Source organism: Archangium gephyra, from assembly GCF_042230915.1.
Taxonomy (GTDB): Bacteria; Myxococcota; Myxococcia; order Myxococcales; family Myxococcaceae; genus Archangium; species Archangium gephyra_B.
This window is the reverse complement of the sequence record NZ_CP102578.1, coordinates 3,655,706-3,681,557: the sequence shown is the minus strand read 5'-3', so window position 1 is coordinate 3,681,557 and position 25,852 is coordinate 3,655,706. Positions and strand designations below refer to the sequence as shown.

Below are 25,852 nucleotides of genomic sequence, written 5' to 3'. Positions count from 1 at the left end.
CCCGAGTTGGAACGCTCCCGCCAGGGGGCCTTCTCAGCCCTTGAGCACGGCGATGGGCGTGAGCCGCAGCACGGGCATCACCAGATCCGCCTCGTCCTCCAGCACCTCCGCGATGTCCCGGTAGGCGGCCGGAGCCTCCTCCACCAGCGCCTCCACCCGGCCCCGGTCGAACACCACCCGCCTCAGCGCCTGCTCCAGCGCCGCCGGGTGGATGCGCGCCCGGGCCTCACTCCGCGTGAGCACCCGCCCCGCCCCGTGTGAGCAGGAGCGGAAGGCCAGCGGCGCTCCCCTCCCCTCCACCACGTACGAGGCCGTCCCCATCGAGCCGGGAATGAGGCCCCGCTGCCCGGTCTCCAGCCCCACCGCGCCCTTGCGGTGGACGAGCAGCACACGCCCCAGGTGCGATTCCTCCGCCACGTGGTTGTGGTGGACGTCCACGCTCGCCCCTGGCTCCGGCTCGCAGCCGAGCGCCTCGGCCAGCACCTCCACCGCCCGCGCGGCGAGCACGTCCCGGTTGGCCCGGGCGAAGCGGCAGGCCCAGGCGATGTCCGCCAGGCACGCGGCGCCCTCGGGGGAGTCCGTGCGCAGGCCCGGCAGCGAGCCCTCTCCCCGCGTGGCCGCCACCCGCAGGTGGTGCGAGGCGATGGCGCCGCCAATGCCCCGCGAGCCCGTGTGGATGAGCAGCCACAGGTCTCCCCCGGCATCCCGGTCCAGCTCGAGGAAGTGGTTGCCGCCCCCGAGCGTGGCGAGGTGCCGCGGCGCGAGCCGCTCCCAGTCCTTCTGCAGCCGGTGGGTGGAGAGGCTCGCGGCCTGGAGCTCCGGTGGCAGGGGCAGGCCCGCGCCCCGGTGCACCGCGTCTCCCACTGGCACCCGGCGCGCCACGGCCGCCAGCAGCCGCTCCAGCTCCGCCCTCCCGAGTGACGCCGCCGGGAAGGAGAAGCGGTGGGCGCTGACGCCGCAACCGAGGTCGCCCCCCAGCGCCCCTGGGACGACGGTGCGCTCGGTGGCGAAGACGGTACCCACGGCCACGCCCTGGGCCATGTGGACGTCCGGCATCGCCGCCACGTGCTCCACCACGTACGGCTGGCTGGCGATGTGCTGCAACTGCTTCACCGCGCCCGGCGGCACCTCGCGCGCCCAGGCGAGGATGGGCAGGGCCCCGGGCGGGCTCTCGAGGACACGAGGCATCATGACTCGTCTCCTTCCCCGCCGGTGGCCAGCAGGCGCGGCGCCACGCCCACGCAGACGAAGCGCAGGTTGGGCACGCGCTTGAGGTTCAGGCCCAGCGCGAGCTGCGAGCGGATGAAGCCCGTCGCGCGCTCGAGGGCCTCCTCCACCGGAGCGGGGCCGGACTCCTGGCGCTCGGGCGGGAGGGTGAAGCCGATACGGGCCTGGCGGCCGTCCGGGGACAGCTCGAGCGTCGTCACCGTGACGCCCTCGAGCAGCGGGTCGGACAGCTCACCTCGGAACAGGAGGGACACCTCCTCGAAAATGGAGGACTGCAGGCGCAAGTGTCGCGCCGGAACAGAGGATTCTTCGGACGAAAAGGAGTCAGCGCCCGCGCGACGGTGCGACGCGCGGGGACGGCGAGGCTTCGAGCTCATGGAGCGAACGGTTCCCTGGACGCCGCACCCGCACGGGGCACGGCGCCATCAGTCAGGAAAAGACGAGGCTCCACACCGGTGCCGAGCACCGGAGCCAACGGGTCCGTTCAGCGATGAGACGGAACGCGCCCGGCTACGCGAGCAGCGGCGTGGAGAGACCAGAGACACCGTTTTCGACACGTCCCATGGCACACCTCCCGCCGCGCCAGGAGCATCCGCGCGAGCCGAGCGCCCAGGATGGGCACCCCCACACCATGTGTCAATCCCCGAGCGCCGCACGCCAAGGAACGATTGCTCCCGGACAGGACGGACAGCAGGATGAAGACATGGCTGACAAATTCATCCTCAGTGACGAGGAGTGGAGCAAGCGCCTGACGCCCCAGGAGTACCAGGTGCTGCGCCACCATGGCACCGAGCGCCCCGGCAGCGGGTGCTTCCTCGGGACGAAGACGCCCGGCACGTACGTCTGCGCCGGCTGCGGCAACCCGCTCTTCAAGTCCGGCGAGAAGTTCGAGTCGGGCACCGGCTGGCCCTCCTTCACCCAGCCCCTCGGGCCGGACGCGGTGACGGAGTACCAGGATCGCTCGTACGGCATGCTGCGCACCGAGGTGCGCTGCGGCCGGTGTGATGGCCACCTGGGGCACGTCTTCCCGGATGGCCCGCCGCCCACCGGGCTGCGCTACTGCATGAACTCGGTGGCGATGAAGCACGTGCCGGAGGGGCAACCCCTCCAGCTCGTCACGAAGTGAGCGGCGAGGCGCTCAGGCCCACTCGCAGCGGGTGGGCGTTCCGGGCGTCGGCAGGCAAGGCCTACGAGCTGGGCGCGCCGCAGCCGGAGCCGCCGAGGTCCTTGGTCCGTCGACGTGTGGAGCCACGCGGCGGGCGCGCGCCTCGCCTGCGCATGGTCGGCTTGCTGTAGGCTGTCGGCCCGCCGCCATGGCTCTCCCCCGCCCCCAGGTCTCCATGTCCTCCATGCCGCTTCGCCTCTCGCTGCTGGGGCTGGTCCTCCTGACCGCGCGCCCTGGCCTCGCGCAGTCTTCGGACGCAGACGCAGGCCGGAAGGCCAAGGCTCGCGAGCTGGCCGGCTCCATCTTCGGCGGCAAGCAGACAGGCCCGGGGTGCGTGGCGCTCTTCGCCTCCAACCAGCGCTTCCGGCTGGTCACCGCCGAGAGCTCGACTCCGCCAGCGCCCTGGACCCGGCTCCCGGCCGAGATCAAGGCCTGGCGCGCCCAGCATCCAGAGACGCGCACCATCTCGGTGGTGAAGGCGCAGGCGGGCGTCCCTCGCGCCAGACTCGAGGAGGCCGCGAAGGCCCTCACCGCGGCCGGCGTGACGCCCGCGCCGCTCCCCGAAGGCCTGGCCTTCACCTGGTCCGAGCCCGAGCACGTCGCCCACTTCATGAAGACGCAGTGCGACCTGGGCGGCTCCGGTGCGCTCAACGCCCATGCGCCGACGCAGGACATGATCGATCCGGACCTACTGCGGGCCGTCCAGGTGGATTGTCCCGCAGTGCCCCTCACGCCCGCCCTCTACGAGTACCTCGCCGAGACCTGCGGCTTCCTCGAAGGGCCCGTCGATGTCGCCGCCCAGGCGGCGCAGTGCGCCGAGAACGCGGCGTGCGCGGGGCCCTGCGCCGAGGAGTTCCAACACTGGCGGCAAGAGCCGATGCCGGCCGAAGGACTCCGCTGCGAGGCCTTCCGCGATGCCACGCGCAAGGTGCCCGCGGCACAGGCAAGCCTCGCCGTCCACGCGTGGGTGATGAAGCGCCTGAGCTGCCTCGTGAGCCAGGCGACGCGACCGCACACGCCCATGGCGCGCGCTCTCTCCGGCTCCTGCAAGCGGGCACTCTTCCAGCGCGCGGAACTCACGGCGCCGTAGCGCCCGGGAATGACCTCTGCGAGGCGACTGGAAGCAACCCGCCGCCTCCAGGCACGCTGCCATCCATGAGGCCCCCGCAAGCCCCGGCCTGGCGGTGGAGGGCTACCGGCGGGCGGCGCGCTCGGCCTCGGCCAGACGCTTCTGCGACAGCTTCAGGTACTGCTCGTCCATGTCGATGCCCACGTAGCGCCGGCCCAGCTTCAGCGCCGCCACACCCGTGGTGCCGCTGCCGTTGAAGGGGTCCAACACCACCGCGTCCTCGGGGGTGCTCGCCTCGATGACGCGCTCGAGCAGCGACACCGGCTTCTGCGTGGGGTGGCTGCCGTGCGCCTTCTCCTCGCGGCGCGGCGCCGTCATCGTCCACACCCGGCCGGACTCGTCCGCGGCCAGCTCCTCGTCGCCCGTGCGCGGCAGCGCCCACACGTCGCGCATCTGCTTGCCGCCGTTGTCCGCCTTCATCTTCGAATAGTTGAAGGTGTGCTGCAGCTTGGCGGCCGGCTTGGGCGAGGCCCAGATGAGCAGCTCCGAGGAGTGCGTGAAGTAGCGGCACGCCAGGTTGGGGCTGGCGTTGGGCTTGTACCAGGTGACGGTGTTGAGCAGCTTGTAGCCGAGCTTCTGCATCGCGAAGCCGACCGAGAAGATGACGTGCTGCGTGCCGCTCACCCAGATGGTGCCGGTGGGCTTGAGCACCCGCTGGCAGGCCTTGAGCCACGCGGTGGTGAAGGCGTGGTCCTCGTCCACCCCGCGCGACACGTCCCAGCCGCCCTTGTTCACCGCGGCGCGCTTGCCGTTCTTGCAGGTGAAGCCGCCGTTGGACAGGAAGTAGGGCGGGTCGGCGAACACCATGTCGAAGGTGCCCGGCTCGAACTGCTCGAGCAGCGCCAGGCTGTCGCCCTGGTACAGCCGGTAGGCATCGCTCTTGGCGAAAAGGCTCTCGCGCAGAGAGGGCTGCTGAACAAGCTTCAGGGCAGTGGCTTCCGCGGACATCTCGCCTCCGTCAGGGGTCGTCGTGACGGCGGGGAATGTGCGGGCAACAGCGTGCTACGTCCAAATTTTGGCCTGTAGCACCCTGAAACTTGACGAGAAACACGGACTCCCGAAACGCCGCGAGCACGGCGGGAGTGCCTCTCCTCGAGGCCTTCCAGCGCCGTGCTCGGCGGGTGCTACGCGGTGATGCGGAAGAGACTAGGCCTTGGCCTTCTTGGCGGTCTTCTTCGCGGCGGGGGCGGCGCCCTCGGCGGGAGCAGCGGCGGGGGCAGCGCCCTCGGCGGGAGCGGCGGCACTCGTCCCCGCACCCGTCCCGTACTTCTTGCGGAACTTCTCCACGCGGCCCGCGGTGTCGAGCAGCTTGTACTTGCCGGTGAAGAAGGGGTGGCAGTTCGAGCAGACTTCCACGGTGAACGAGCCACGCGTGGACTTGGTCTCGACGGTGTGACCGCACGCGCAGGTGATACGGGCGGCGGGGTAGACCGGGTGCAGATCGGGCTTCATTTTGGACAACTCCCTGCGCCTTGCCCCCACACTGGGGTGGGAGGTCTGGCGTTCTAGAGGTAGGCCGGCGCTTATAACGGCGGACCGGCCCTGGCACAAGGCCCGCGACCGGGCCCCGTCCAGACTAATGAGATGCGGAGCCCGGGGGTTCGATTCGCTCCACGCGCTTCTTCACCTCGGCGTCATCCTGAACGGCCCCGCCCAGCTGGATGTACGAGAGGCGCTGGGTGCGCTCGAGCCCCTGCTTGCCCGGTTCCACCTGCAGTGCGAGGGCCTTCCGGCGGGCCTCGAAGCTGGTGATGGTCTCCTGCCAGTTCTTCCGGGTCCGCTCGTCCTGGGCCGCCGCCAGGCTCTGCCGCGCCTGCTGGAGGTTGGCGTCGAGGATCTTCAGGTTCTGCTGGGCCCGCTCCGACTCGGTGAGGTCCACGAAGGGCCCCTTGCCCCCCACGGAGAGTGTCAGGTGGCCGATCTGCCGCCCCCGCTCGCCCGTGGGGACGAGGGTGGCGAAGTCGTTGCGCTGGGCCACGCCCTGCCCCCGGTTGTCGTGCGACTGGAGGATGAAGTCCACCGAGTCCCCCGCCTCCTGGGAGAGCTTGACGGCGTCCGGGTAGGGCACGGCGGCGAGCACCACCACCACGTCCACCTTCTCCTTGGCGCGCAGGCGGCGGGCCTCGGCGATGGCCGCCGGCACCGGGGGCTTGCCCACCACCCCTGGCTGCCCACCCGCCGGCCCCTCGGGGGAGAGGCCCACCAGCCCGAACTTCACCTCGCCCACCGTCACCACCGTGGAGGCGGCGAAGAGGGGCTTGCCCGCCGCGTCCACCAGGTTGGCGGACAGCAGCTTCATCTTCCTGCCCTTCATGGACCGGGTGAGGAAGTCCGTCCCGAGCGTCAGGTCGCGCGTGCCCACGGCCATGGCCGAGGTGCCCATCGCGTCCATCAACTCGAGCAGCAGCGCGGCCCGCTCCTTCTCCTTCGGGTCCCCTCCCGGCATGGGAGACTTGAAGAGCGCATTGCCCGCATCCAGCACCAGCACCGGCCCGCCATTCGCGCGCTCCTGCGAGAAGGCCGTCTTTCGTCTGGCCAGACCGCCAGACGGGTTGTGGCGTCAACCACAGGGGGCGATCTCGCCCCCATTGTCTCCGGTGAAGAGGAGCACCACCTGCTTCGGCGCCGCGCCCGACGCCAGGGGCGTCAGCAGCAGCGCGAGCACGGCCAGCAGCGTCAGACGCCAGCTCATTTCTTGCCACCCTTCTTCGGCTCGGCCTTCTTCGCCTTGTCCAGCTCGGTGAGGCGCGCCTTGGCCGTCTTGGCCGCCTCCGACTTCGGGTAGCCCTTCACGAGCTCCTCGAGCGCCAGCCGCGACTCATCCTGCATCTTCAGCTTCTTGAAGCACTCCGAGGAGCGCAGGTACGCATTCGGGGTGGAGTCGGCCTTGGGGTACTCCTGCAGCAGCTTGCCGTACTCGTGGAGGGCCTCGCGGCACTTGTCCTCGGAGAAGTACGTCTCCCCCAGGCCGAAGTGGGCCTCGGCGGCCAGCGCGTCCTTGGGCCACTTCTTGAGGAACTCCGTGTAGAGCTGCCGGGCCACGGGCACGTCCCCCCCCTTGGCCTTCTCCTGCGCCAGCGCGAGGAACTCCTTCTTGTCCGTGGGCCGCTTCAGCTCCTCGGCCTTCTTCTTCGCCTCGGCTTCCTTCAGGGCTTCCTCGCCCTTGAGCGCCAGCAGCCGCTTCTCCGTCTCCTCGTTCGTCTTGGTGAGCGCGCCCTCCAGCTCGCCAATCTTGTAGAGGTACGTCTCCACCTGGCCGCGCAGCTGCGCCAGGTCCTCCACCGTCTTCTGCAGCTGGATGCCGATGTCCGCGCCCGAGCGGCGCGAGGCGTTGTCCAGGCTCTGCAGGGCCTTGGACACCTCGGCGATCTTCGCGTCGATCTTCGGCAGCGTGGCGTCGAGCTGCTCGCGGGTCTGCTTCAGCTCCGCCTGGAGCTGCGCCTGGGAGGCATCGAGCTTCTCGAGACGGGTCTCCAGGGCGCGCCCGCGATCCGCAGGGTAGAAGCAGCCGGAGAGCGCGAGCGGGAGGGCGATCAGGGCAAGCCTTCGCATAGGGGGCGCATCTTACGGTCAAACCCCCTGGCCCGCGCGGGCTTCTTCACGTCCTCGCGGCCCGTCTGCCTGCCCGTCAACGCGCCGGAGCCGGGCCGGGCCCTCGCTCCACGCGCTCGATGGCCCGCGCACAGGCCACCTGGAGCCGGGCGTTGTTGAGGAAGAAGGGCGTGGCGCGCGCCCTCCCCTCCTCCAGCGAGCGCAGGGCCCGCCGGTACTCCACGGCCGCCTCGGCCAGCGCGCCCCGCTGCTCGAGCAACATCCCCATCAGGTAGCGCGCCGCGGACAGGTCCGGATCCAACGCGAGGCACCGCCGTAGCGCCTCCGACGTCTGGGGGCTCGCCTCGCCCCCTGAAGAGGCCCACTCCAGCACCTTCGCGAAGAGGGCATCCGCCTCCGAGTGCGCGCCGGCCTCCCCGGGCTGCACCTCGGCGGGGCCCTCCATCCTCTGGGGCTGGACCGCGGGGAAGCGCGTGCCCACCGCGGGCAGTCCGCTGACGCTCGGCGTCCTCGGCAGCGGCTGGCGGGTGCCCACCGCGGGCAGTCCACTGGAGCTCGGCGTCCTCGGGGCCCCGGGCGGCACCGCGTCGGCGAAGGCCATGGCCTCCTGCGCCCGGGCGTAGAAGAAGGCCTGCTCGTAGCGCACGGTGCGAAGCGTCGGCGGGGTGCGCAGCAGCGGCTCGGCCGCCGAGAGCACCAACATCCCCTCGGGCGCCAGCCGCACGGCCAGTGACGCCACCACCCGCTCGAAGGACTCGGGGGAGAAGTAGATGAGGACGTTGCGGCAGACGATGACGTCGAAGCCCTGGCCCTCCGCCGCCGTCGGGTACGGCAGGTCCATCAGGTTGTGGCACTCGAAGCCAGCCCGATCCTTCAGGTGCCCCACCAGCGTGAAGCGGCCCCCGGCGGCGGGCAGGAACCAGCGCTCGCGCGCCCCGGACGGCACCCGCTGCAACTGCTCCGCGCTGAAGCACAGCTCCCGCGCCCGCGTGATGGCCGTCTCCGAGATGTCCGTCCCCAGCACCGTGCTGGCCGGATCCGCCCCCACCTCGGCGAGCATCACCAGCAGCGTGGCCACCTCCTCGCCCGTGGCGCAGCCGGCGCTCCACAGCCGCAGCGGCCGGCGCATCCTCGCCACCATCGGCCCCAGCACGTGCGTGCGCAGCGCCTCCAGCTGCGGCTCGTCCCGGAACAGCTCCGTCTTCTGCACGGAGATGGCGTCGATGAGCTCGGCCAGGTCCGCCGCGCCCGCGGGAGACTGCAGGTGCATCAGGTACTGCGGCGACAGCCCGCCCGGCCGCGCCGTCAGCTTCTCGTCGAGCCGTCGGCACTGCAGATCGCTCAAGGCCATGCCCGTCCGCCGCGCCACGAAGGCGTGGAAGGGACTGGAGGCCAACGGGAAGGTGGGAGGGGCCACCGGCGCTCAGCGCCCCGCGGCGAGGGACTCACCCCGCGCGAGCCGGACCAGCGCTCCCGCGATGTCATCGCCGTGCACGAGGTGATCCACCGCCTTGCGCGCCACCGACGCGCCCGGCATGCCGAACACCACGCACGACTCCTCGTTCTGCGCCAGCGTCAGTCCACCGGCCTGCTTGATGGCGAGCATGCCGTCCGCCCCGTCCTCGCCCATGCCGGTGAGGATGAGCCCCAGCGTGCGCCGCCCGTAGGCCTTGGCCGCGCTCTCCAGCAGCACCGTGCCCGAGGGCATGTGCCCGTCCCGCTCCACGCCCGGCCGCAGCGCCACCCGCCCCCGGAAGGGAATGGACATGTGCTGCCCCGGCGGGGCGATCAACACGTTGCCCGGCAACAGCTGCTCGCCGTCCGTCGCCAGCCGCACCTTCAGCTTCGAGGAGTTGGCCAGCCAGCCCGCCAGCGACTCGGAGAAGGCGGCGTTGATGTGCTGGACGATGACGATGGGCGAGGGGAAGTCCGCCGGCAGCTCGGAGAGCATCCGGAAGAGGACCTGCGGGCCCCCCGTGGAGCTGGCCACCGCCACCACCCCATAGGGCATGCCCACCACCGGCGCGGGCGCCGCCGTCCCACCCGTGCCCGGCAACGGCGGCCGGCGCTTGCTGTTGTGGATGTGCCGGATGACTCGCACCGAGGACAGCAGCTTCACCTCGCGCGACAGGTTCCACGCCTCCGTGCCCGCGTCGATGGCCGGTTTGATCTGCAGCGCCAGCGCGCCCAGCTCCAACGCCCGGCACGTCAGCTCCGGCGCCTGCTGCCGCGGATCCGCCGTCAGCATCAGGATGGGCGTGGGCACCTCGGCCATGATGTGCTCCACGGCCGTGAGCCCGTCCATCACGGGCATCTCCACGTCCATGGTGATGACCTGCGGACGCAGCTCCCGCGCGGCCTCGAGCGCCTCCTTGCCGTTGGCGCAAGTCCCGACAACCTCCAGATCCGGATCCCGGCCCAGAGCTTCGCAAATCAGCTGTCGGCAGATGTGCGAGTCGTCAACGACCAGCACTGACACTTTCTTGCCCATGTGGCTTCCATACCCCGTGCGCGACGCCCCGAGTATACCCAAGATGGGCCACTGTCCCGCAGGCGCATGTCAGCCCAGGAGACGGCCCACCACATCCACCAGATCCTGACGCACCAGGTCACCCTTGGTGATGTAGCCGTCGGCACCCGCCGCCAACCCACGCTGCCGGTCCTCCTCTCCTCCACGCGTGGTGAGGATGACCACCGGGAGGACCTTGTGGGTTGCATGCTCCTTGAGGCGGCGGGTCAGCTCCAACCCGTCCACCCGGGGCATCTCCAGATCGGTGCAGACCAGGTCCACCTTGGGACCGTTGGGGCTCCCATTGAGGCCCCCGTTGAGGAAGTCCAGGGCCTCCACGCCGTCGGTGGCCATGACGACATCGTACCCCACGGCCTCCAGCAGGGAGCCGATCAGCTCCCGGGTGAGGGGGGAGTCGTCCACCACGAGGATGCGGCGGCGGGGGGCGGCAGGGGGACGGGTGGCCGCGGGCGCGCGGGGAATCCGCAGGCCCATGGCGCCCTGGGCGCTGGCGATGAGGTGGGCCGCCGACAGCACCATGGCGAGCCGGCCGTCCGCCAGGGTGGTGGCGCCCGTGAGGTGCGGGAAGTGCGCCATCAGCCCCTTGAGCGGCAGGATGGCCTGGACGCTCTCCTCCAGTACCCGGTCCACCGCGAGCGCGGCCGTGGCGCCCTGGCTGCGCACCACCAGCACCAGGGCCCCCTCGCCCGCCACCTCGTCCGGCCCCAGCCCCAGCATGGCCCCCAGCGAGGCGAAGGGCATGGGCTGATCATCCACCAGCAGCACCGCGCGCCCGGCCACTTCCTTGATCTGCGAGGCCTCCACCTTCATCGCCCGCGAGACGTGGACGGCGCTCAGGCAGAGCGTCTCCTCGGCCACCTTCACGAAGAGCAGCGGCGACACGGTGAGGGACACCGGCACCCGGAGCTCGAAGCGCGTGCCCCGGCCCGGCGTGGACGCCACCAACACGTCGCCGCCCAGGGCCCTGAGCGAGCTGCGCACCGCGTCCAGCCCCACGCCGCGCCCGGAGATGTCCGTGGCCACCTCGCGTGAGGTGAAGCCCGAGAGGAAGATGAGCTCGCGCGCCGCCTGGTCCGTCAGCGCCGAGGCCGAGGCCTCGTCCAGGAAGCCCTTGCGCACCGCCGCCCGGCGCAGCAGCGCGGGCTCCAGGCCCACGCCGTCATCCTGCACCCGCAGCACCAGCCGGTTGCCATCCCGCGAGGCCCCCAACGTCAGCCGCCCGCGCGGGTGCTTGCCCGTGGCCACCCGGTCCACCCGGGACTCCAGCCCGTGGTCCAGCGCGTTGCGCACCAGGTGCAGCAGGGGATCCCTCAGCGCCTCCACCACCGCCCGGTCGGCGCGGGTGTCCTCGCCGTCCACCACCAGCTCCACTTCCTTGCCCAGCTCGCGCGCCAGATCCCTCACCATGCGCGGATAGGGCTCGAAGAGGACGGAGAGCGGAAGCATGCGCAGGCGCTGCACCTCCTCGGCCACGTAGCCCAGGTCGCGCAGCTCCTCGTTCGCCAGCAGCTTCGCCTCGCGGTGGAGCGCGGCGGCCAGCTCCTTCGTCCTGCCGAGCCGCTCCGACAGCGCGGCGGCCGCCGGTCCCAGGTCCTCCGCGGCCCGCGCCAGCAGGCTCAGTTCGCGGGCCAGCTCCAACCGCCGTGCCGTCGCCAGCTCGCGGCGGCGCGACACCTGAGTGAGGTTCGTCACCGCGCTCGTCAGCAGATCCAGGCTCGCCACGCCGATGCGCACCGAACCGTCCGCCCGGTCTCCCGCGCGCACGCCCGGCACCGAGCCCGTCCGGACCGGTACCTCGGGCGAGGCCGGCGGCATCCGGCTGATGGTGGTGGTGGCCACGGTCGCCGCGGAGGCCTGCACCCGAGGAGGCTCCACCGGCACCGACCGGCCCACCAGGGGAGCCCGCTGCGCGGCGTGCGCGGGAGCGGGAGCGGGTGCCTGCGGGGACGGGGCCTGCCGGGACACCAGCGAGGGCATCGAGACGCCCAGCGGGGCCGAGCCCCACGTGGGGGTGACCTCCTCCCGGTCATCCCGCTCCCTGGGCTTTGACTCGGCCTCCGGGGACTCCTTGCGCGCGGGCGTCGCCGCGGGCTCTCCCCGGGGCGCCGGAGCCTGCGCCGGGCCCGGCGTGGCGGCGGAGCCCACCGGACCGGAGGCCTCGGCGCGGGTGCACTCCTGCAGCCAACGCACCAGCTTGCCCACCTCGGGGGCCGTCTGGGCCGGCTCGGACGAGGCCCCGGGCGTTGCCCCGGCCAGCACCAGCACCGCGTCTCCGGCCTGGAGCAGCGCGTCGATGGAGCCGGCGGACAGCGCATGCTCGGCGCGCTCGGTGGAGCGCACCAGTTCCTCCATCTCGTGCACGACGGAGTTGATGGCCTCGAAGCCCATCATCCGGGCCTCGCCCTTCAGCCCGTGCAGCTCGCGCAGCACGGTACGGCCGGCCTCCAGGCTCGCGCCCGCCTCCAGCTCCACGATGCGGCGATTGATGCGCTCCAGGCGCACCCCCACCAGCTCGCGGAATTGCTTGAGCAGCTTCTCCCGCGCGCTCACACCTTGCCTCCTGGCGCAGGCGGATCGATCTGGAAGCGCTCCACCACTCCTCTCAAGTCACGAGCCAGCGTGGACAGGTCGCCGTTGGCGCTAATCACCTGCTTGGTGGCGTTGTGGCTCTGCTGGGTAATGCGCAGGATGTCCGCCATGGCCTCGGCCAGCAGATCCGTTCCACCCTGCTGCTGCTGGGTGGCCAGCGAGATGGCCCGCACCGCGTCCGACGTGCGCCCGGCCAGCTCGACGATCTGCCGCAGCGACTCGGACACCTGCTGCGCCAGCGAGGTGCCCGTCTCGGTGGCGCGCACGCCGCCCTCGGTGGCCATCACCGCGCCGCCCGAGGCGTCCTGCACCTCCTCGATGAGCCCTTCGATCTCCTTGGTGGACTCGATGACGTTCTCCGCCAGCCGGCGCATCTCCGCGGCCACCAGCGAGAAGCCCTGCCCCACCTCGCCCGCCTTGGTGCCCTCCAGCTCGGCGTTGAGCGCGAGCAGGTCCGACTTGTCGGCCACGCCGTTGATGAACTCGACGATCTTCCCGATCTGCTGCACGCGCTTGTTCAACCGGGCCACCGCGGTGGCGATGGCTTGGTTGTCGTGGCGCATGCGGTTCATCGTCTCCAGGAAGGCCTCGGCGCTGGCCTGCCCCTGCCGGGCGGCCGCAAGCGTCTTGTGGGCGATCTCCGCCACCGAGCCGGCGTTCTCGGCGATCTGCCGGGCCGAGCGTGCCAGCTCCTCGGTGGTGGCGCTCGTCTCGTCCAGCGAGCTGGCCTGCTCGGCGGCACCGCCCTCGTAGCGCGCGGAGGTGGAGAGGATCTCCTCGGTGGTGGTGCCGATGCGGTAGCCGGCGCGCTGCAACTGGGCGAGCACGTCCGCCAGGTGGGCGCGCATGGTGGAGAAGGCAGCCGAGACAGCCCACACCTCGTCCTCGGCGGGGATGACGCGCGGACGGCTGAGGTCCCCCTCGGCGATGCGGTGGGCGTCCTCGCCCAGCTGGCGCATGGGACGGCCCAGCAGCGTACCGCCCAGGTAGGCGGCGGCCAGCGCCACCCCGAAGACGAGCACGCACAGCGCGCCACCGGACAACAGCGCCTCGGAGCGCAAGTGCTCGGCCAGCTCCGCCTGCCGCACCGGGTTGGTCTCCGCCAACACCTGATCGAAGGCCCGGTTGGCCAGCGACGAGCACACGTCCCAGATGAGCGCCGCCGGCGTCACCACGACGATGCCGGTGAAGAGGCTCAGCCGCAGGCGGATCTGCGAGCGCCGGGGCGCCACGGAGATGGCCAGCTCGGGCGTCAGGCCCAGCGGGGCCATGTCCAGCACCACGCGCCGGGCCCGCAGGGTGACCATGCAGTACGTCAGCAGCGCGGAGAGCGGGCCGAAGAGCAGCCCCGGCCAGCTGACGCGCAGCACCTCCACCAGACTCATGGACGCGCCGCTCACCCACAGCCCCAGGTTGACGAAGACGGGGGTGAGCAGCCACGTGGCGAGCGTGGAGACGAAGGTGAAGTCCGCGAGGCGGTGGACCTCGAGCAGGGCCTGCCCGAGCTGCTCCGGCGTGCTCGCCCCTTCGGCGGCCTCCACACCGAGCAGCACCCGCATCCGGCGCAGGCAGAGGACCACCTGCCCCACGATGGCGATGCAGGAGAAGACGCCCAGCAGCTTGAGGATCAGCGGGAAGCTCTCGTCCAGCCGCTCCCCGAGGGTGAGCTGCGAGTAGCGCCCGCTGAGCACGAAGGTGGTGAAGTTGGCGTAGACGACCGCCATCACCAGATGCAGGCTGAAGGGACGCCGGACACGAAGCATGCGTGGAGTCCGCATCACCCCTCCCTCTCCGCCACGCGGAAGCGCTGCACCGTGGCCTTGAGATCCCTCGCCAGCGCGGACAGGTCCGTGTTGGCGGCCACCATCTGCTGGGTGGCCTCGGCGTTCTCCTCGGTGACACGAAGGATGTCGCCCATGGCGGCGGCGAGCTGGTCCGTGCCCGTCTGCTGCTGCTGGGTGGCCAGGGAGATGGAGCGCACGGCGTGCGACGTCTGCCGCGCCAGCTCGAGGATGAGGCCCAGGCTCTGGTCCACCTGTGCCGCCAGCGAGGCGCCGCGATCCGTCGTCTTCAGGCCCGCCTCGGTAGCCATCACCGCCGCCTGGGTGGCGTCGCGGATTTCATCGATGAGCCGCTCGATGGCCAGGGTGGAGGACAGCACGTTCTCCGCCAGCCGGCGCATCTCCGCGGCCACCAGCGAGAAGCCCCGGCCGGGCTCACCCGCCTTGGTGCCCTCCAGCTCGGCGTTGAGCGCCAGCAGGTCCGACTTGTCGGCGATCTCGTTGATGAACTCCACCACCTTGCCGATCTGCTGCACCCGCTTGTTGAGCCGCACCACGGCGTCGGCGATGGCCTGGTTGTCGCCCTTCATGCGGTGCATGGCGGCGAGGAAGGCCGCCGCGCTGCGCTGCCCGCTCTGCGCCGCCCCGAAGGTCGTCTCCGCCATGGCCGACACCGACTCGGCGTTGACGGCGATCTGCTGCGCCGAGCGCGCCAGTTCCTCGGTGGTGGCCCGCGTCTCGTTGAGCGAGATGGCCTGCTCCCCCGCCCCGGACTCCTGGTCCGCCGAGGTGGCCACCAGCTGCTCGGTGGTGGAGGAGATTTGAAGTCCCGCGCGCTGCAACTGCACGAGCGCCTGGGCCAGCTGCGCCTGCATGCGGGTGAAGGCGCCAGACACGGCCCACACCTCGTCCTCGGCGGGGATGAAGCGCGGGGTGCGCACCTCGCCCTGGGCGATGCGGGTGGCGTCCTCGGACAGGGCCCGCAGGGGCTCGGCCAGCGCCGTGCCCGCCACGTAGGACGTGCCCACCACCAGCAGCACCACCAGCCCGGCGAGCACCCCCAGCGGCAGACCGGTGGCGCGGCGGGCCTTGTGCACCACCTGCTGCTGCACCTCGGGCTCACCCCGGGCCGCCTGGATCTGATCGAAGGTGCTCAGCGTGCGGCTCACCGACACATCGAGGATGAAGACGGACGGGCTGAGCACCGCCACCGCGGTGAACATCACCAGCCGCCGCCGCAGCCGCAGCCGCTCGGAGGGAAGCGCGGCGATGACCTCCTGCGGGGACAGGCCCTGCGCGGCGATGCGCTCGGCGGCCCGGCGGCCCCGGCGCACCACCATGAGGTAGACGAGCATCGCGGACAGCGGGCCGAGCGACATGCCCACCAGGCCGATGCGCATCCCCATGCTCCACGGGGCGTCCGCCAGGGGAGGGAACGCCGCCGCCAGCAGCAGCGCGCCCCCCAGCCAGCCCTGGATCGTGAACCAGAAGCAGCGCCCGGGGATGCGGCGGACCTCCTGGAGCGCGCGGCGCAGGTTGTCCGGATTGGGGGGCAGCCGCCCCTGCTCCACCGCCCGCAGCACGCGCAGCGCGTGACGCTCCTGGGCGCCGGACAGCACGGCGTTCATCACCAGCACCGCCAGCAACAACCCCAGGAAGAGCCCCCCCTGGCCCTCGGGCACCGAGTGGGTGAGCCGGCCGTAGAACAGCGCCAGTCCCAGCCCCACCGTCCCTCCCAGCCAGGACGGCTGCGTGGTCCAGATGGACAGGCCCTTCAGGCCCTCGGGTCCGCTCCCCTTCACTCCCTCCAACCCGCTCATGCGGCCTCCCGGGCCCCAGGCGCCAGGAAACGCCCGAACTCCACCAGTGACATCAAGGGCCACAGCCCGCCGCGCAGCTGCACGAAGCCGCGCAGGCTGCCCCCCGCCACCCGCTCCAGCACCGTCGGCGCCGGCAACACGGTGTGCGGCTCGGAATCGATCTCCAGCGCGTCCACGCCCACCGCCTCACCCGAGGCGGCCACGAGGATGCGCTCGGCCCCGGTGGCCGCGCCAAAGGCCTGGCACGCCGAACCGGCCAGCCCCCCGAAGGTGCCAGGCGACTCGATGGTGGCCACCTCGTGCGCGGAGAACGCCACCCGCTGGTGGCCCGCCCGGCACAGGAGCATGCCCGTGATGCTGCGGCTGCCCGTGGCCATGGCTCAGCTTCCCTGGCTGAGGTGATCGAACAGCCCCTCGGGATCGATGACCGCCACGTCGCGCTGGGCGCTGCGTGCGGGCCCTCGCAGGTGGAGGTGCACCCCGTTGGCGCCCAGGGGCTCGAGGCGGCCGTCCACCTGGGACACGCCGGCGACCCGGCTGGCCGTGAGGGCCAGGGTGCCACGCGTGAGCCGCACCAGCACGGCGCGGCGGGTGGGTTCGTTCTCCCCGGATACCAGCATGCTCATGTCCACCACGGGGATGACCTCCCCGCGGTGGGCGAACACACCCAACAGGTGCCCGGGGGCTCCGGGCACCCGCGTCAGCTCCGGAAAGCTGACGACTTCCGCCGCGCACTCAGCGGGCACGGCGTACCAGCTGCTGCCGCAGGCGAATACGAGGTAGGACTGACGCGTCTCGGTCTCGGTCGAGGCCATTTCGCGCGCAGCCTACCTCAAGGACGGCTAGCGCACGAACTCGACGCGACGGTTGGCCGCCCAGGCGTCCTCGGAGGCGCCCTGCTCGGCCGGCTTGTTCTCGCCATAGCCGACCGTCTTCAGGTTGCCGGCCGGCACGCCCAGGTCCACCAGGTACTTCTTCACCGAGGCGGCGCGCCGCTGGGACAGCTGGAGGTTGTACTCCTCCGTGCCACGCTCGTCCGCATGCCCGGCGAGCTCGATGCGGCCGCCCGCGTCCTTCAGGCACTGGGCCAGCTCACCCAGCCGGCTCTGGGCCTCGGGGCTGAGGGTGGCCTCGTTGAAGCCGAAGCGCAGCGGCTCGTAGTTGCACTCGGCCTTCTGGGCGGCGGCCACGCACTTGTTGTCCTTGCACTCCTGGTCCCCACCGCAGTCGGTGTTGGAGTTGCAGGCGCCCGGCGGCAGCGCGCAGCGGCCCTTCTGGCACTCCTGGGCGCCCTGGCACTGGCCCTTGGAGGTGCACTGCGGCTCGGCGCACTTGCCGGCCTCGCAGATCTTCCCACCCGTGCACTGCTCATCGCGCGAGCACTCGGGGCCCTTGGGCACGCACTTGTTCTCCTGGCAGGCGAAGCCCTCCTTGCAGTTGGCGTCGGAGGCGCACTCCTGGCAGGAGCCAGCGACGCAGACCTCGCCCTTCTCCTTGCAGGTCTCATCGCTGTTGCACTTGGGGTAGGTCGGCGGGCAGCCAGCCAGCACCGTCATGGCGAGGGCGAGCCCCGCGGCCATCGAGATCCGACGCATTTTTCCTCCGAAAAAGATGTCGTCCAGGGGACGGGTCACAGCCGTCCGCGTGTAGCCCGCCCTGGAACGCTGAGTCAAAGCCTTTTGTCTCGATCGGAAGGTTGAACCAGGCCGCGAACCCCTTGATAGGACAAAGAATTTTCCAGGCCGGAGGCGGCCCACCCGTCCCCTGGAATCGCGGTCCGTCCAGGTGCCAGTCGTGTCACGAACGGCGGGCGCTCCCCTGGCCGTCTGCCCCACGGCCGGTAGGGCGGCCCACTTGTTTTCAACTCCCTGGACGAAGGTCGGAGCGTCCGTACCTTCCTTCGCATGACGAGGCGCCGGCAGCCGAAGGCCGGGGCCCCATACCGGGAGGGGACATGACGAGGAAGGCACTGCTCGCCGTAGCGCTGGGAACCCTGTTGGCGGGAGTGGGCTGCAGCCACACGCGGGAGGGCGCCAAGGCGGACGCCGAGCGCGCCGCGGAGAAGACCGGGGACACGGCGGAGAAGGCCGGCGACAAGGCCGAGGACGCGGCGGAGAAGACTGGGGACGCCATGGAGAAGGCCGGCGACAAGGTCGAGGACGCGACCGACGACTGAGCCGTCCCTCGGAAGTTGCCCAGCACCCTGGCCCACGCCCTCCCGGTGAATGCCGGTGCGGCGTGGGCCGCGTTTCACCCTACCGGGCGCGGCACACGCCCTCCGCCCACCAGAGCCGCGGCTTGCGCGTCAGGCCACAGGTGGACTTGATGCCCGCCTCCTGCTGCCACGCCTTCTCGGCCTTCTCGAGCGCCTCGAGCCGGGCCCGAAGCGTCTTCACGTCCGTCGTCCGCGAGCAGAAGGCGATGTACTCGCGCGGCCCGCCGCAAGGCTTGTGGCCGAAGCCCGCCAGCTCGCACTCCTCCACCTTCTCGCAGCCGCGCGGGTTCGCCAGCGCCCGGGCCTCGCTCGCGAGCGCGTCCGCCCGCTGCTTCAGCTTCGAGCCGCTCGCCGCCTCCGGCCCGCCCGCGCCCATCAACACCGCCACCGTCCAGGCGCCCAGTTGGGCCGATAGCCATGCCATGCCGCACCTCCTTGCCTTCGAAAAGCAGAACGCGCTGGCGGGAGTGCCCCACACCAGCGCGTTCCGGTCAACCGGCTCGTCTCCAAGGCAACCGGGCGGAGCACAACGCCCCACCCGGCCCGGTCCCGGCGCGCCGGCTCAGCACGCGCACGGGACCGCGCTCACGGCTCAGGCCGCCTTGCGCTGCTGGCGCCGCCGCACGGACACGAACCGGAGCAGGGCGAACACCCCCAGGTAGAGGCTCGCGTCCGCACCCGAGGTGGCGCCGCAACCGCAGCTCCCGGCCTTCACGGTGATGCCCACCGGAGCGGACCCCACCACGTTACCCGCGCTGTCGGAGAACACCGCGGTGACGGTGTGCGCCGAGCCACCCGGCACCTTGGAGCTGTCCCACTCCGCCGACAGCGCCGCCTCGTTGCCGGTGGCGATGACCACGCCATCCACCAGGAGGGAGAGCTGGGCCGGCGTGGTGCCAGCGGCCACCGCGCCCGTGGCGGAGATGCGGACCTTGCCGGACACCTCCGTGCCGCCCGCCGGCTCCGTCACCGCCACGGTGGGCTGTGCGAAGGGCGTGACGTTCGTCTGCGCGACGCCGCTCAGGCTGGCCTGCTCGGCATCCGTCAGGGTGAGCGTCTTCAGGCCCGAGGACCGGAACGTCACCTTCAGGCCGGTGAGCACGCCGTCCACGAAGGCCGCGCTGGCCGGGAGCACGCCCGCCGTGTCCGAGCTCGTCACCCGGACCGGGCTGGCGTAGGACGTGGCCACGTTGCCATGGGCGTCATACGCCGTGGCGGAGAGCGTCACCTCCTGGCCCGCGGTGACGCTCGCGGGGAGCACCAGCGCGTAGCTGGCTGCCGGGCCCGGCGTCACCTCGAACGCCGCGCTCGTCGCACCCGCGAAGCCCTGGGCGCTCGCCACCAGCGTGTAGCCGCTGGCGGCCTTGCGCAGGGACACGCCCTCGAACCTCGCCACGCCATTCACCGCGGACACCGGAGCCGTGCCGAGCAGCACGCCGGCCCCCGGGTTCGCGCCGAGGCTCAGGCTCACCTGGGCGGTGCTGCTGGAGAGCACGTTGCCCTGGGCGTCCTGGAGCTCCACCTCGATGGCGGCCAGCGAGGCACCCGCCGCGGTCTTGCCCGGCGTACCGCGGAAGACCAGCCGTGCCGGAGCCCCGGTGGTGACCTCGAACGTCGAGCTCGTCACCGAAGCCAGCGAGGCGGTGCTCGCCTGGAGCGTGTAGCCCCGGGCGGAGCGGTCGAGCGACAGGTCCGTGAAGGTGGCCACGCCGTTGACGGCCGCCACCGTGGTGGTGCCCGCCAGCGTGGCACTGCCCGGGTTGGAGCCCAGGGTGAGCGTGATGGCGTCCGACGCCTCCGTGACGACGTTGCCGTAGGCGTCCCGGATGGTCACCCGGACCGCCGGGCCCACCGGAGCACCCGCCTGCGTGACGCCGGGCTGGACCGTGAAGGCCAGCGCCGCCGCCGCACCAGGAGACACCTCGAAGGTCGCGCTGGTGACGTCCACCAGCCCGTCCGCGTGCGCCAGCAGCCGGTAACCCGCCGCCGCCTGGGTGATGGCCAGGTCAGTGAAGGCCGCCACGCCACCGCTCGCCGTCACCGTGGTGGTGCCGCCCAGCGTGCCACCCGTGCCGCCCTGGAGCGTCAGGGTGATGCTGTTCGTCGCCGCCACCGGGTTGCCATGGGCATCGCGGATCTCCACCTCGAGGGGAGCGAAGACAGCGCCCGCCGTGGTGGAGGCGGGGCTCGTCCTGAACACCAGCCGCGAGGACTTGCCGGGCTCGACGTCGAACACCGAGCTCGTCGCGCCCTTGAGGGTGCCCGCGGCCGCGACCAGCGTGTAGCCCGCGCCCACCCGGTTGACGGACAGGTCGTTGAAGGAGGCCACGCCGTTGACGGCCGCCGCCTTCAGGGTGCCCACCAGCGAGGCGCCCTCCGGGTTGCTCGCGAGGGACAGGGTGACCTCGTCACGGGCGCTCGCCACGACGTTGCCGTACTCGTCCAGGATGGAGACCTTCACCACCGGGGCGAAGGCCTCGCCCGCCGCCACGTTGCCCGGGTGGACGGAGAAGGCCAGTGCCGCCACCGCGCTCGGAGCGATGTCGAAGGCGCCACTGGTGGCACCGCTCAGGCCCGAGGCATTCGCGCTCAGCGTGTAGCCCGTGGCCGCCCGATTGATGAAGAGCGCCGGGAAGGTGGCCACGCCATTGACGGCCTCCACCGTGGTGGTGCCGCCGAGCGAAGCGCCCTCCGGACCGCCCAGGGAGAGCGTCACCTCCGCCTTCGCGCCGGTGTTGAGGTTGCCCTCCAGGTCCTGCACCTCCACCGTCACGGGAGCGAGCACCGCGCCCGCCACCGCGTTGGCCGGAGGCGCGCGGAAGGCAAGCCGCGCCGGAGTACCCGCGCTCACGTTGAAGCCCACGCTGGTGTCCAGGAAGAGCCCACTGCCTCCCGCCACCAGGGTGTAGTTGACGCCGGGGCGGTTCACCGTCAGCGCGCCGAAGGTGGCCACGCCGCTCACCGCGTCCACGGTGGTGGTGCCGCCCAGGGCCCCGCCACTCGTGTTGTAGCTCAGCGACACCGACACGGGAGAGTTGGCCTGCGTCGACAGGTTGCCGAACCGGTCATACAGCGAGACCTCGACCGCCGGAGCGATGGGATCCCCCACCGCCACGTCCGCGGGCTGCCGGGTGAAGGTGGCCCGGTACGGAGCGCCGGGCGTCACCTCGAACAGATTGCTGTTCAGGCTGGCGAACGAGCCCGAGGTCGCCGTCAGCCGGTTACCGGGGCCCACCTTGTTGAGCGACAGGTTGGAGAAGGTGGCAATACCCTTCACCGCCGCCACCGTGGTGGTGCCGGAGAGCGTGGCGCCCCCCGGACTGGCGCTCAGCGCGAGGGTGACGTTGGACGTGGAGGTGGTCACGTTGCCGTACGTGTCCACGATGGCCACCTGCACCGGAGGCGTGATGAACGCACCCGCCTCCGTGGTGGCGGGCTGGGTCACGTAGAGCAGCTTGTTCGCCGTGGCCGGGGTGATGTTGAAGCCCGAGCTGGTGACGCCGGTGAGGCCGGTGGCGGCGGCCGTCAGCGTGTAGCCCGTGCCCACCTTGTTGATGGACAGGCCGCTGAAGGTGGCGACGCCGCTGCTCGTGGTGGCCGTCGAGGTGCCGGACAGCGTGCCACCGCCCACGTTGTCGCCAATGGCGACGGTGATGCTGTACGAGCCCGTGGTCACCGGGTTGCCGTACGTATCCGTCAGGCCCACCTTCACGGCGGGCGTGATGGACGCACCGGCCACCGCGTTGGAGGGCTGGACGGTGAAGGCCATGCGAGCCGGGGGGCCCGCGGTGACGGTGGTGCTGGCCGTGGCGGTGAACCCCGGGCTCGCCGTGTCCGTCACGGTGACGGACTGCGCACCCAGGGTAGCGAAGGTGACGGGGAGACCGCTCGCCACGCCCGCGGAGAAGACCGCGGTGGAGGGCAGCACCGCCCGGGGATCCGTGCTGGTGAGGGCCGCGCTGCCGCTGTAGCTGTTGGCCACCACGCCCACGGCATCCACCGCCGCCACGCTCAGGGACGACTCCGTGCCCGCGCCCACCGTGGCCGGGAGCCCGGTCACCTTGTAGGCCACGGCCGGTCCCGGAGGCGGCATGTTCGTGGTGCAGACAGCCGCCGCGTCCGCCGTGATGCGGACGTCATCCACGTAGAAGCCCTCGTAGCCGGTGGAGTTGTCACTGTAGAGGCGGAACCCGAACCACACCTTCTGGCCGGCGAGCGCGCCCAGGTTGACGGTGACCGGCTTGAGCGAGCCGTTGGCGTTGATGCTCTGGTAGGTCCAGATGCGGGTCGTCGTGCTGCTGCTGAGCGTGTTGTCGTAGCCGCCCGCCGAGATGTACGGCTGCGTCGACGACACCGCGTCGGGCACGTTGGTCCACGGTCCGCTCGCCCCGGTGGTGCTGTAGACGAGCCAGACGCCGTCGAAGCGCGACTCGAGGTTGTACCAGACGTTGAACGTCATCTGGGGGCTGACGGGACTGGACGGGATGTTGAAACCGTTGATGTCCGCGGACACCGAGCCGTTTCCGCCCAGCGCCAGCACGATCTGCTGGTTGGTGGAGTAGGTGCCGCCGCACGTGGTGCCGGTCGACGCCATCCGGTACGCGTTCGTGGCCGACTGGTAGTGGCAGCCGGAGAAGATCTTCACCGTGGACGCGCTGCCGGTGGTGACCGTGGGAATCCAGTACGCGGAGGCGCTGGCCGGGCGGTTGGCGTCGAAGTCATCGAAGTAGCGCACCCCCGGAGTCACGGCGCCGGTGGGCGTGGCGCCCAGCTGGACCGTGTTCGTCTCCTCGAAGGTGGCCGTGCTCGTCTCGGTGGCGCGCACCACGTAGTAGTACGGGGTGCCGTGCGTCAGGTTCAGGTCATCCGCGAACGCGGTGCCCGTCACCCCGGTGGCGATCCGGTTGGCCGACGACGGGGTGAAGCCCGGCGTGGTGCTCCGGTACACCGAGTAGCTGAGCGTGCCGCCGCACAGGGGTCTGGCCGCGGACCAGGCCAGCGTGTTGGCGCAGGTGCTGGAGGCCCCGTTGTTGACGGAGGTGAGCCCCGCGAAGGTGGGAGGCAACGTGCACACGCCCGTGCTCACCGCCGAGGCCTCGTTGGAGTCCGGCGACTCGGCGCACTCCACCGCGCGCACCACGTAGTGGTACGTGGTACCGCCCGACAGGCCGGTGTCCGTGAACGGAGGTGCCGCCACGGAGCCCACGCGCGTATACGGCCCGCCCGCCGAGAGGGCCCGGTAGACGTTGTAGGAGGCCGCGCCATTGGGCGTCCAGCTCACGTCGATGCTGCCGGTGCCACCCGGAGCGGCCGTCACTCCGGAGAGCGTGCCACCCGGGGTGGAGCAGGCGTTGTAGACGACGAGCGCGAAGTCCTGATCCAGCGCCGTGCTGTTGTTGGGCACGCCGTCCGAGTTGATGTTGGTGGCCGTCACCGTCACGGTGACGGGCCCGGTGACACCCGCCGGCAGGAAGACGCTCTCCACGTTGTTCTGGGTGTCCGCGCTGCCGCCCGTGACGGAGTTGGCGCCGCTGAAGACGTTGCCCTTGTACGTGTTGCCGCCCACCGTGACGGTGAGGTCCAGGTTGTTCTTCCAGGCGCTGCCCGTGGTGGAGCCCGGGGCGTCCGTCCACGCCAGCGTCACGCGGAAGGGCTTCGTCGCATCATCCACCCGGCTGGTGAAGGTCCGCGTCTCGCCGGTGGCGCGCAGGAGGTTCTCCGGGCGCTGGTCATCCATCAGACGCGAGACACCGTCGAACGCCATACCCAGGTCCATCAGGCCGGTGCCCTGGCTGTTGGAGTAGAGCGAGTCGTTGGCCCCCGTGCCCGTCATGTAACGGGTGGAGCCCATCAGGAAGGCCTTCATCATCGCCGGGCTGGGCGGAGTCCGGCCCTGGTTGATGAAGTACTGGCGGACGAGCGCCGCCGCACCCGCCACCGCGGGCGTGGAGTGACTGGTGCCCGAGGAGGCCGAGTACCACTGCTGGCTCAACGGGAAATACAAGCTCGTGCCGGTGCCACCGCAGACGCCGGTGCCATCGAAGCAGGAGAGCGCCGCGCCATTGGGGTTGGCCGGCGTGGTGGAGCGCTGGCCGGCCACCTGGGCCACGCCGCCTCCGATGTGCGTGCCCGGAGCCTGGATGTCCGGCTTCTTGCGGCCGTCGGCGGTGGGGCCTCGGCCGGAGAAGGACGCCACGTCATAGAGGCTGTTGGCCTCGCCGTCGGCGGTGCCGCAGCCGTCCGCGGCACCAAAGGGCCGGACGTTCTCCGAGGCGCCCACGCTGATGACGTTCTTCGCCGTGGCGGGAGTGCCAATGGAGCTCGTGGTCGGGCCGTCGTTACCCGCCGCGAAGGCGATGAACATCTCCTGGTTGCCCGGGTTCGGCACCGCCGAGCCCGTGGGCTGCGCGTCGCGCACCAGCGCGTCGTAGCGCTGCGCGTCCGCGTCGTACAGGTTGGAGGCGGCACCCCAGCTGTTGGAGCTGATGCGCATGCCATCGCGGTACGCGCGCGACTGCAGGTCCTCGTAGTCCGGATCCGTGAAGTTGCCCGGATCGAAGACGACCGAGGAGCCCACCTTCACGAAGGGCGCCACGCCCAGGCCGTGGGTGAAGCCGTTGGTGTCCGTGTGCGGGGCCCCCGTCAGGTTGACGTAGCCGGCCACCACGTGGGCATTCAGGTTGCCGTGTCCGTCGCAGCCCTGAATGGTGCTGCCCGAGTTCGCCGTGCCCTCCAGGCGGGCGTAGACGACGCGGCTCGCGCTGGAGACGTTGCCGTCGACGTACAGGCCGAAGTGGTTGGGCGTCGCCGTGCCGTTGTCCAGGCCGCTGTCGCTCACGTCCACGCCGAAGCCGGACGCGGTGAACTGCGCCTGGGTGAAGCCCTTGGACGCCAGCCACGCCAGGTAGCCCGGCCCCGTCGGAGCGTTGCCGGTGATCTGCCCGGCGAGGATCATGTCCTGCCGCTCGTCGAACTTCTTGCGCAGCGGGCGCGGCTGGATGGACAGCACGTCCGGGCGCTGCACGATCTCATTGAGCGCCGCGCGGTCCACCCACGCCACCACGTTCACGTAGTCCAGTGCCTCCTGGACGACGCCCTCGCGCGCCTGCAGCCCGCGGATGAGCGCCAGCGTCTCGCCGTTCGCCTCCTCGTCCTTGATGAGCTGGATGGCGTAGGTGGGCGTGTCGATCGTCTGGATGGAGGGATCCAGCTTGTAGTCGTCCAGGTACTCGCCGTCCCACTGGATGGTCCGGGAGGCGGTGATGTGCCGCTGCAGGCTGCTCAGCGCGGCGCCATCGCCATAGACGAGGTAGGCGTTGTTGGGGACGTACGTCACCACCTTGACGCCCGTGGCCGCCAGCTCCTCGAGCCACTCGGCACGCACGGGGCCGGAGAAGTGCACCAGGTGGAAGCGCTTGCCGGTGGTGGCCACCGTCTTGCGCATGCCGCGCAGGTTCTGGGCGCTCGCGGACGCGGTGTCGATCATCCCCGCGTTCAGCAGGATGTGATCGTAGTCATCGCGCAGCTCCACGTCCGAGGCCGCCGGCAGCGACTTCAGCGTGGCATCGTCCACCTGCACCAGCTTGAAGGAGCCGTAGTCCCCGAGGACCCGGGCGCCCTTCTTCTCCAGCTCGGCCGCCTGTTGCGCGCTGAGCTGCACCTTGTGGAACGGCGACTCTGAACGGTAGCCCTCGAGCCGTTGGTTTCCAGGCTCGTTCCCCGAGCCCCCACACGCCAACGCCGTCGTGAGCCATGCCACGCCAAGCACTCTCGTGGAAACACCACGAGCGCGCATACCGGTCAGCCGGTACGCCGATTCCTTCATTGTCCTTGCCCCTTGAACG

19 protein-coding genes and 1 pseudogene are annotated in these 25,852 nt (G+C 71.2%); 3 read left to right on the top strand and 17 right to left on the bottom strand.

The features are described from left to right. Positions 1-33 precede the first annotated feature (33 nt). Together NR798_RS14845 and NR798_RS14840 are read right to left on the bottom strand one after the other, a co-directional pair. A complete protein-coding gene (locus NR798_RS14845; RefSeq protein ID WP_375772118.1) occupies positions 34-1,191 on the bottom strand; it encodes an RtcB family protein in 1,158 nt (385 codons plus the stop codon). Continuing rightward, entirely contained in the window at positions 1,188-1,511 is a 324-nt protein-coding gene (locus NR798_RS14840; RefSeq protein ID WP_375772117.1) for a ribosome-binding factor A, read from the bottom strand. Before NR798_RS14840 ends, NR798_RS14845 begins: the two co-directional genes overlap by 4 nt. A 419-nt stretch (positions 1,512-1,930) precedes the next feature. Between NR798_RS14840 and msrB the strand changes: the two genes are divergently transcribed. Next, positions 1,931-2,353: a peptide-methionine (R)-S-oxide reductase MsrB gene (gene msrB, locus NR798_RS14835; RefSeq protein WP_375772116.1), complete on the top strand. Its 423-nt coding sequence runs from the start codon at positions 1,931-1,933 to the stop codon at positions 2,351-2,353. Positions 2,354-2,540: 187 nt separating this feature from the next. Further along, positions 2,541-3,482 carry a hypothetical protein gene (locus tag NR798_RS14830; protein ID WP_375772115.1) on the top strand — a complete coding sequence of 314 codons (942 nt, stop codon included), beginning with the start codon at positions 2,541-2,543 and terminating at the stop codon, positions 3,480-3,482. A 102-nt stretch (positions 3,483-3,584) separates the two neighbouring features. Here NR798_RS14830 and NR798_RS14825 read toward each other — a convergent pair whose 3' ends face one another. The 13 genes and pseudogenes from NR798_RS14825 to NR798_RS14765 all read right to left on the bottom strand — a co-directional run bounded on the left by NR798_RS14825 (position 3,585) and on the right by NR798_RS14765 (position 17,388). Then, positions 3,585-4,469, bottom strand: coding sequence for a DNA-methyltransferase (locus tag NR798_RS14825; protein WP_375772114.1), 885 nt, complete (start codon positions 4,467-4,469; stop codon positions 3,585-3,587). Positions 4,470-4,754: 285 nt separating this feature from the next. Continuing rightward, positions 4,755-4,973 (bottom strand): annotated as a pseudogene (rpmE, locus tag NR798_RS14820) (50S ribosomal protein L31); the annotation flags it as partial. Positions 4,974-5,097: 124 nt separating this feature from the next. Beyond that, positions 5,098-6,009, bottom strand: a complete 912-nt coding sequence (locus NR798_RS14815) for a 5'-nucleotidase (protein ID WP_375772113.1) — start codon at positions 6,007-6,009, stop codon at positions 5,098-5,100. Positions 6,010-6,081: 72 nt separating this feature from the next. Continuing rightward, entirely contained in the window at positions 6,082-6,213 is a 132-nt protein-coding gene (locus tag NR798_RS14810; RefSeq protein ID WP_375772112.1) for a hypothetical protein, read from the bottom strand. Then, positions 6,210-7,073, bottom strand: coding sequence for a tetratricopeptide repeat protein (locus NR798_RS14805; RefSeq protein WP_375772111.1), 864 nt, complete (start codon positions 7,071-7,073; stop codon positions 6,210-6,212). The genes NR798_RS14810 and NR798_RS14805 overlap by 4 nt, the downstream gene beginning before the upstream one ends. A gap of 76 nt (positions 7,074-7,149) precedes the next feature. After that, positions 7,150-8,490: a CheR family methyltransferase gene (locus tag NR798_RS14800; protein ID WP_375772110.1), complete on the bottom strand. Its 1,341-nt coding sequence runs from the start codon at positions 8,488-8,490 to the stop codon at positions 7,150-7,152. Positions 8,491-8,496: 6 nt separating this feature from the next. After that, positions 8,497-9,564, bottom strand: coding sequence for a chemotaxis-specific protein-glutamate methyltransferase CheB (gene cheB / locus NR798_RS14795; RefSeq protein ID WP_375772109.1), 1,068 nt, complete (start codon positions 9,562-9,564; stop codon positions 8,497-8,499). Positions 9,565-9,633: 69 nt separating this feature from the next. Further along, positions 9,634-12,153: a response regulator gene (locus tag NR798_RS14790; protein WP_375772108.1), complete on the bottom strand. Its 2,520-nt coding sequence runs from the start codon at positions 12,151-12,153 to the stop codon at positions 9,634-9,636. Next, entirely contained in the window at positions 12,150-13,970 is a 1,821-nt protein-coding gene (locus tag NR798_RS14785) for a methyl-accepting chemotaxis protein (RefSeq protein ID WP_375772107.1), read from the bottom strand. Before NR798_RS14785 ends, NR798_RS14790 begins: the two co-directional genes overlap by 4 nt. Beyond that, complete coding sequence (locus NR798_RS14780; protein WP_375772106.1) at positions 13,970-15,793, bottom strand: methyl-accepting chemotaxis protein; 1,824 nt, start codon at positions 15,791-15,793, stop codon at positions 13,970-13,972. The genes NR798_RS14785 and NR798_RS14780 overlap by 1 nt, the downstream gene beginning before the upstream one ends. After that, the gene (locus tag NR798_RS14775) at positions 15,790-16,170 is read right to left on the bottom strand and encodes a protein CrdC (protein ID WP_375772105.1); all 381 of its coding nucleotides are present in this window, start codon (positions 16,168-16,170) and stop codon (positions 15,790-15,792) included. Before NR798_RS14775 ends, NR798_RS14780 begins: the two co-directional genes overlap by 4 nt. 3 nt (positions 16,171-16,173) lie before the next feature. After that, positions 16,174-16,608 carry a chemotaxis protein CheW gene (locus tag NR798_RS14770; RefSeq protein WP_375772104.1) on the bottom strand — a complete coding sequence of 145 codons (435 nt, stop codon included), beginning with the start codon at positions 16,606-16,608 and terminating at the stop codon, positions 16,174-16,176. Positions 16,609-16,635: 27 nt separating this feature from the next. Further along, complete coding sequence (locus NR798_RS14765; protein ID WP_375772103.1) at positions 16,636-17,388, bottom strand: OmpA family protein; 753 nt, start codon at positions 17,386-17,388, stop codon at positions 16,636-16,638. 359 nt (positions 17,389-17,747) lie between these two features. Between NR798_RS14765 and NR798_RS14760 the strand changes: the two genes are divergently transcribed. Next, positions 17,748-17,969 carry a YtxH domain-containing protein gene (locus NR798_RS14760; protein ID WP_375772102.1) on the top strand — a complete coding sequence of 74 codons (222 nt, stop codon included), beginning with the start codon at positions 17,748-17,750 and terminating at the stop codon, positions 17,967-17,969. Between the two features lie 79 nt (positions 17,970-18,048). On the opposite strand, the gene NR798_RS14755 is transcribed toward NR798_RS14760, so the two are convergent. Both NR798_RS14755 and NR798_RS14750 read right to left on the bottom strand, forming a co-directional pair. Further along, positions 18,049-18,432, bottom strand: coding sequence for a hypothetical protein (locus NR798_RS14755; protein ID WP_375772101.1), 384 nt, complete (start codon positions 18,430-18,432; stop codon positions 18,049-18,051). Positions 18,433-18,600: 168 nt separating this feature from the next. Beyond that, positions 18,601-25,767 carry a S8 family serine peptidase gene (locus NR798_RS14750; protein WP_375772100.1) on the bottom strand — a complete coding sequence of 2,389 codons (7,167 nt, stop codon included), beginning with the start codon at positions 25,765-25,767 and terminating at the stop codon, positions 18,601-18,603. Positions 25,768-25,852: the final 85 nt, after the last annotated feature.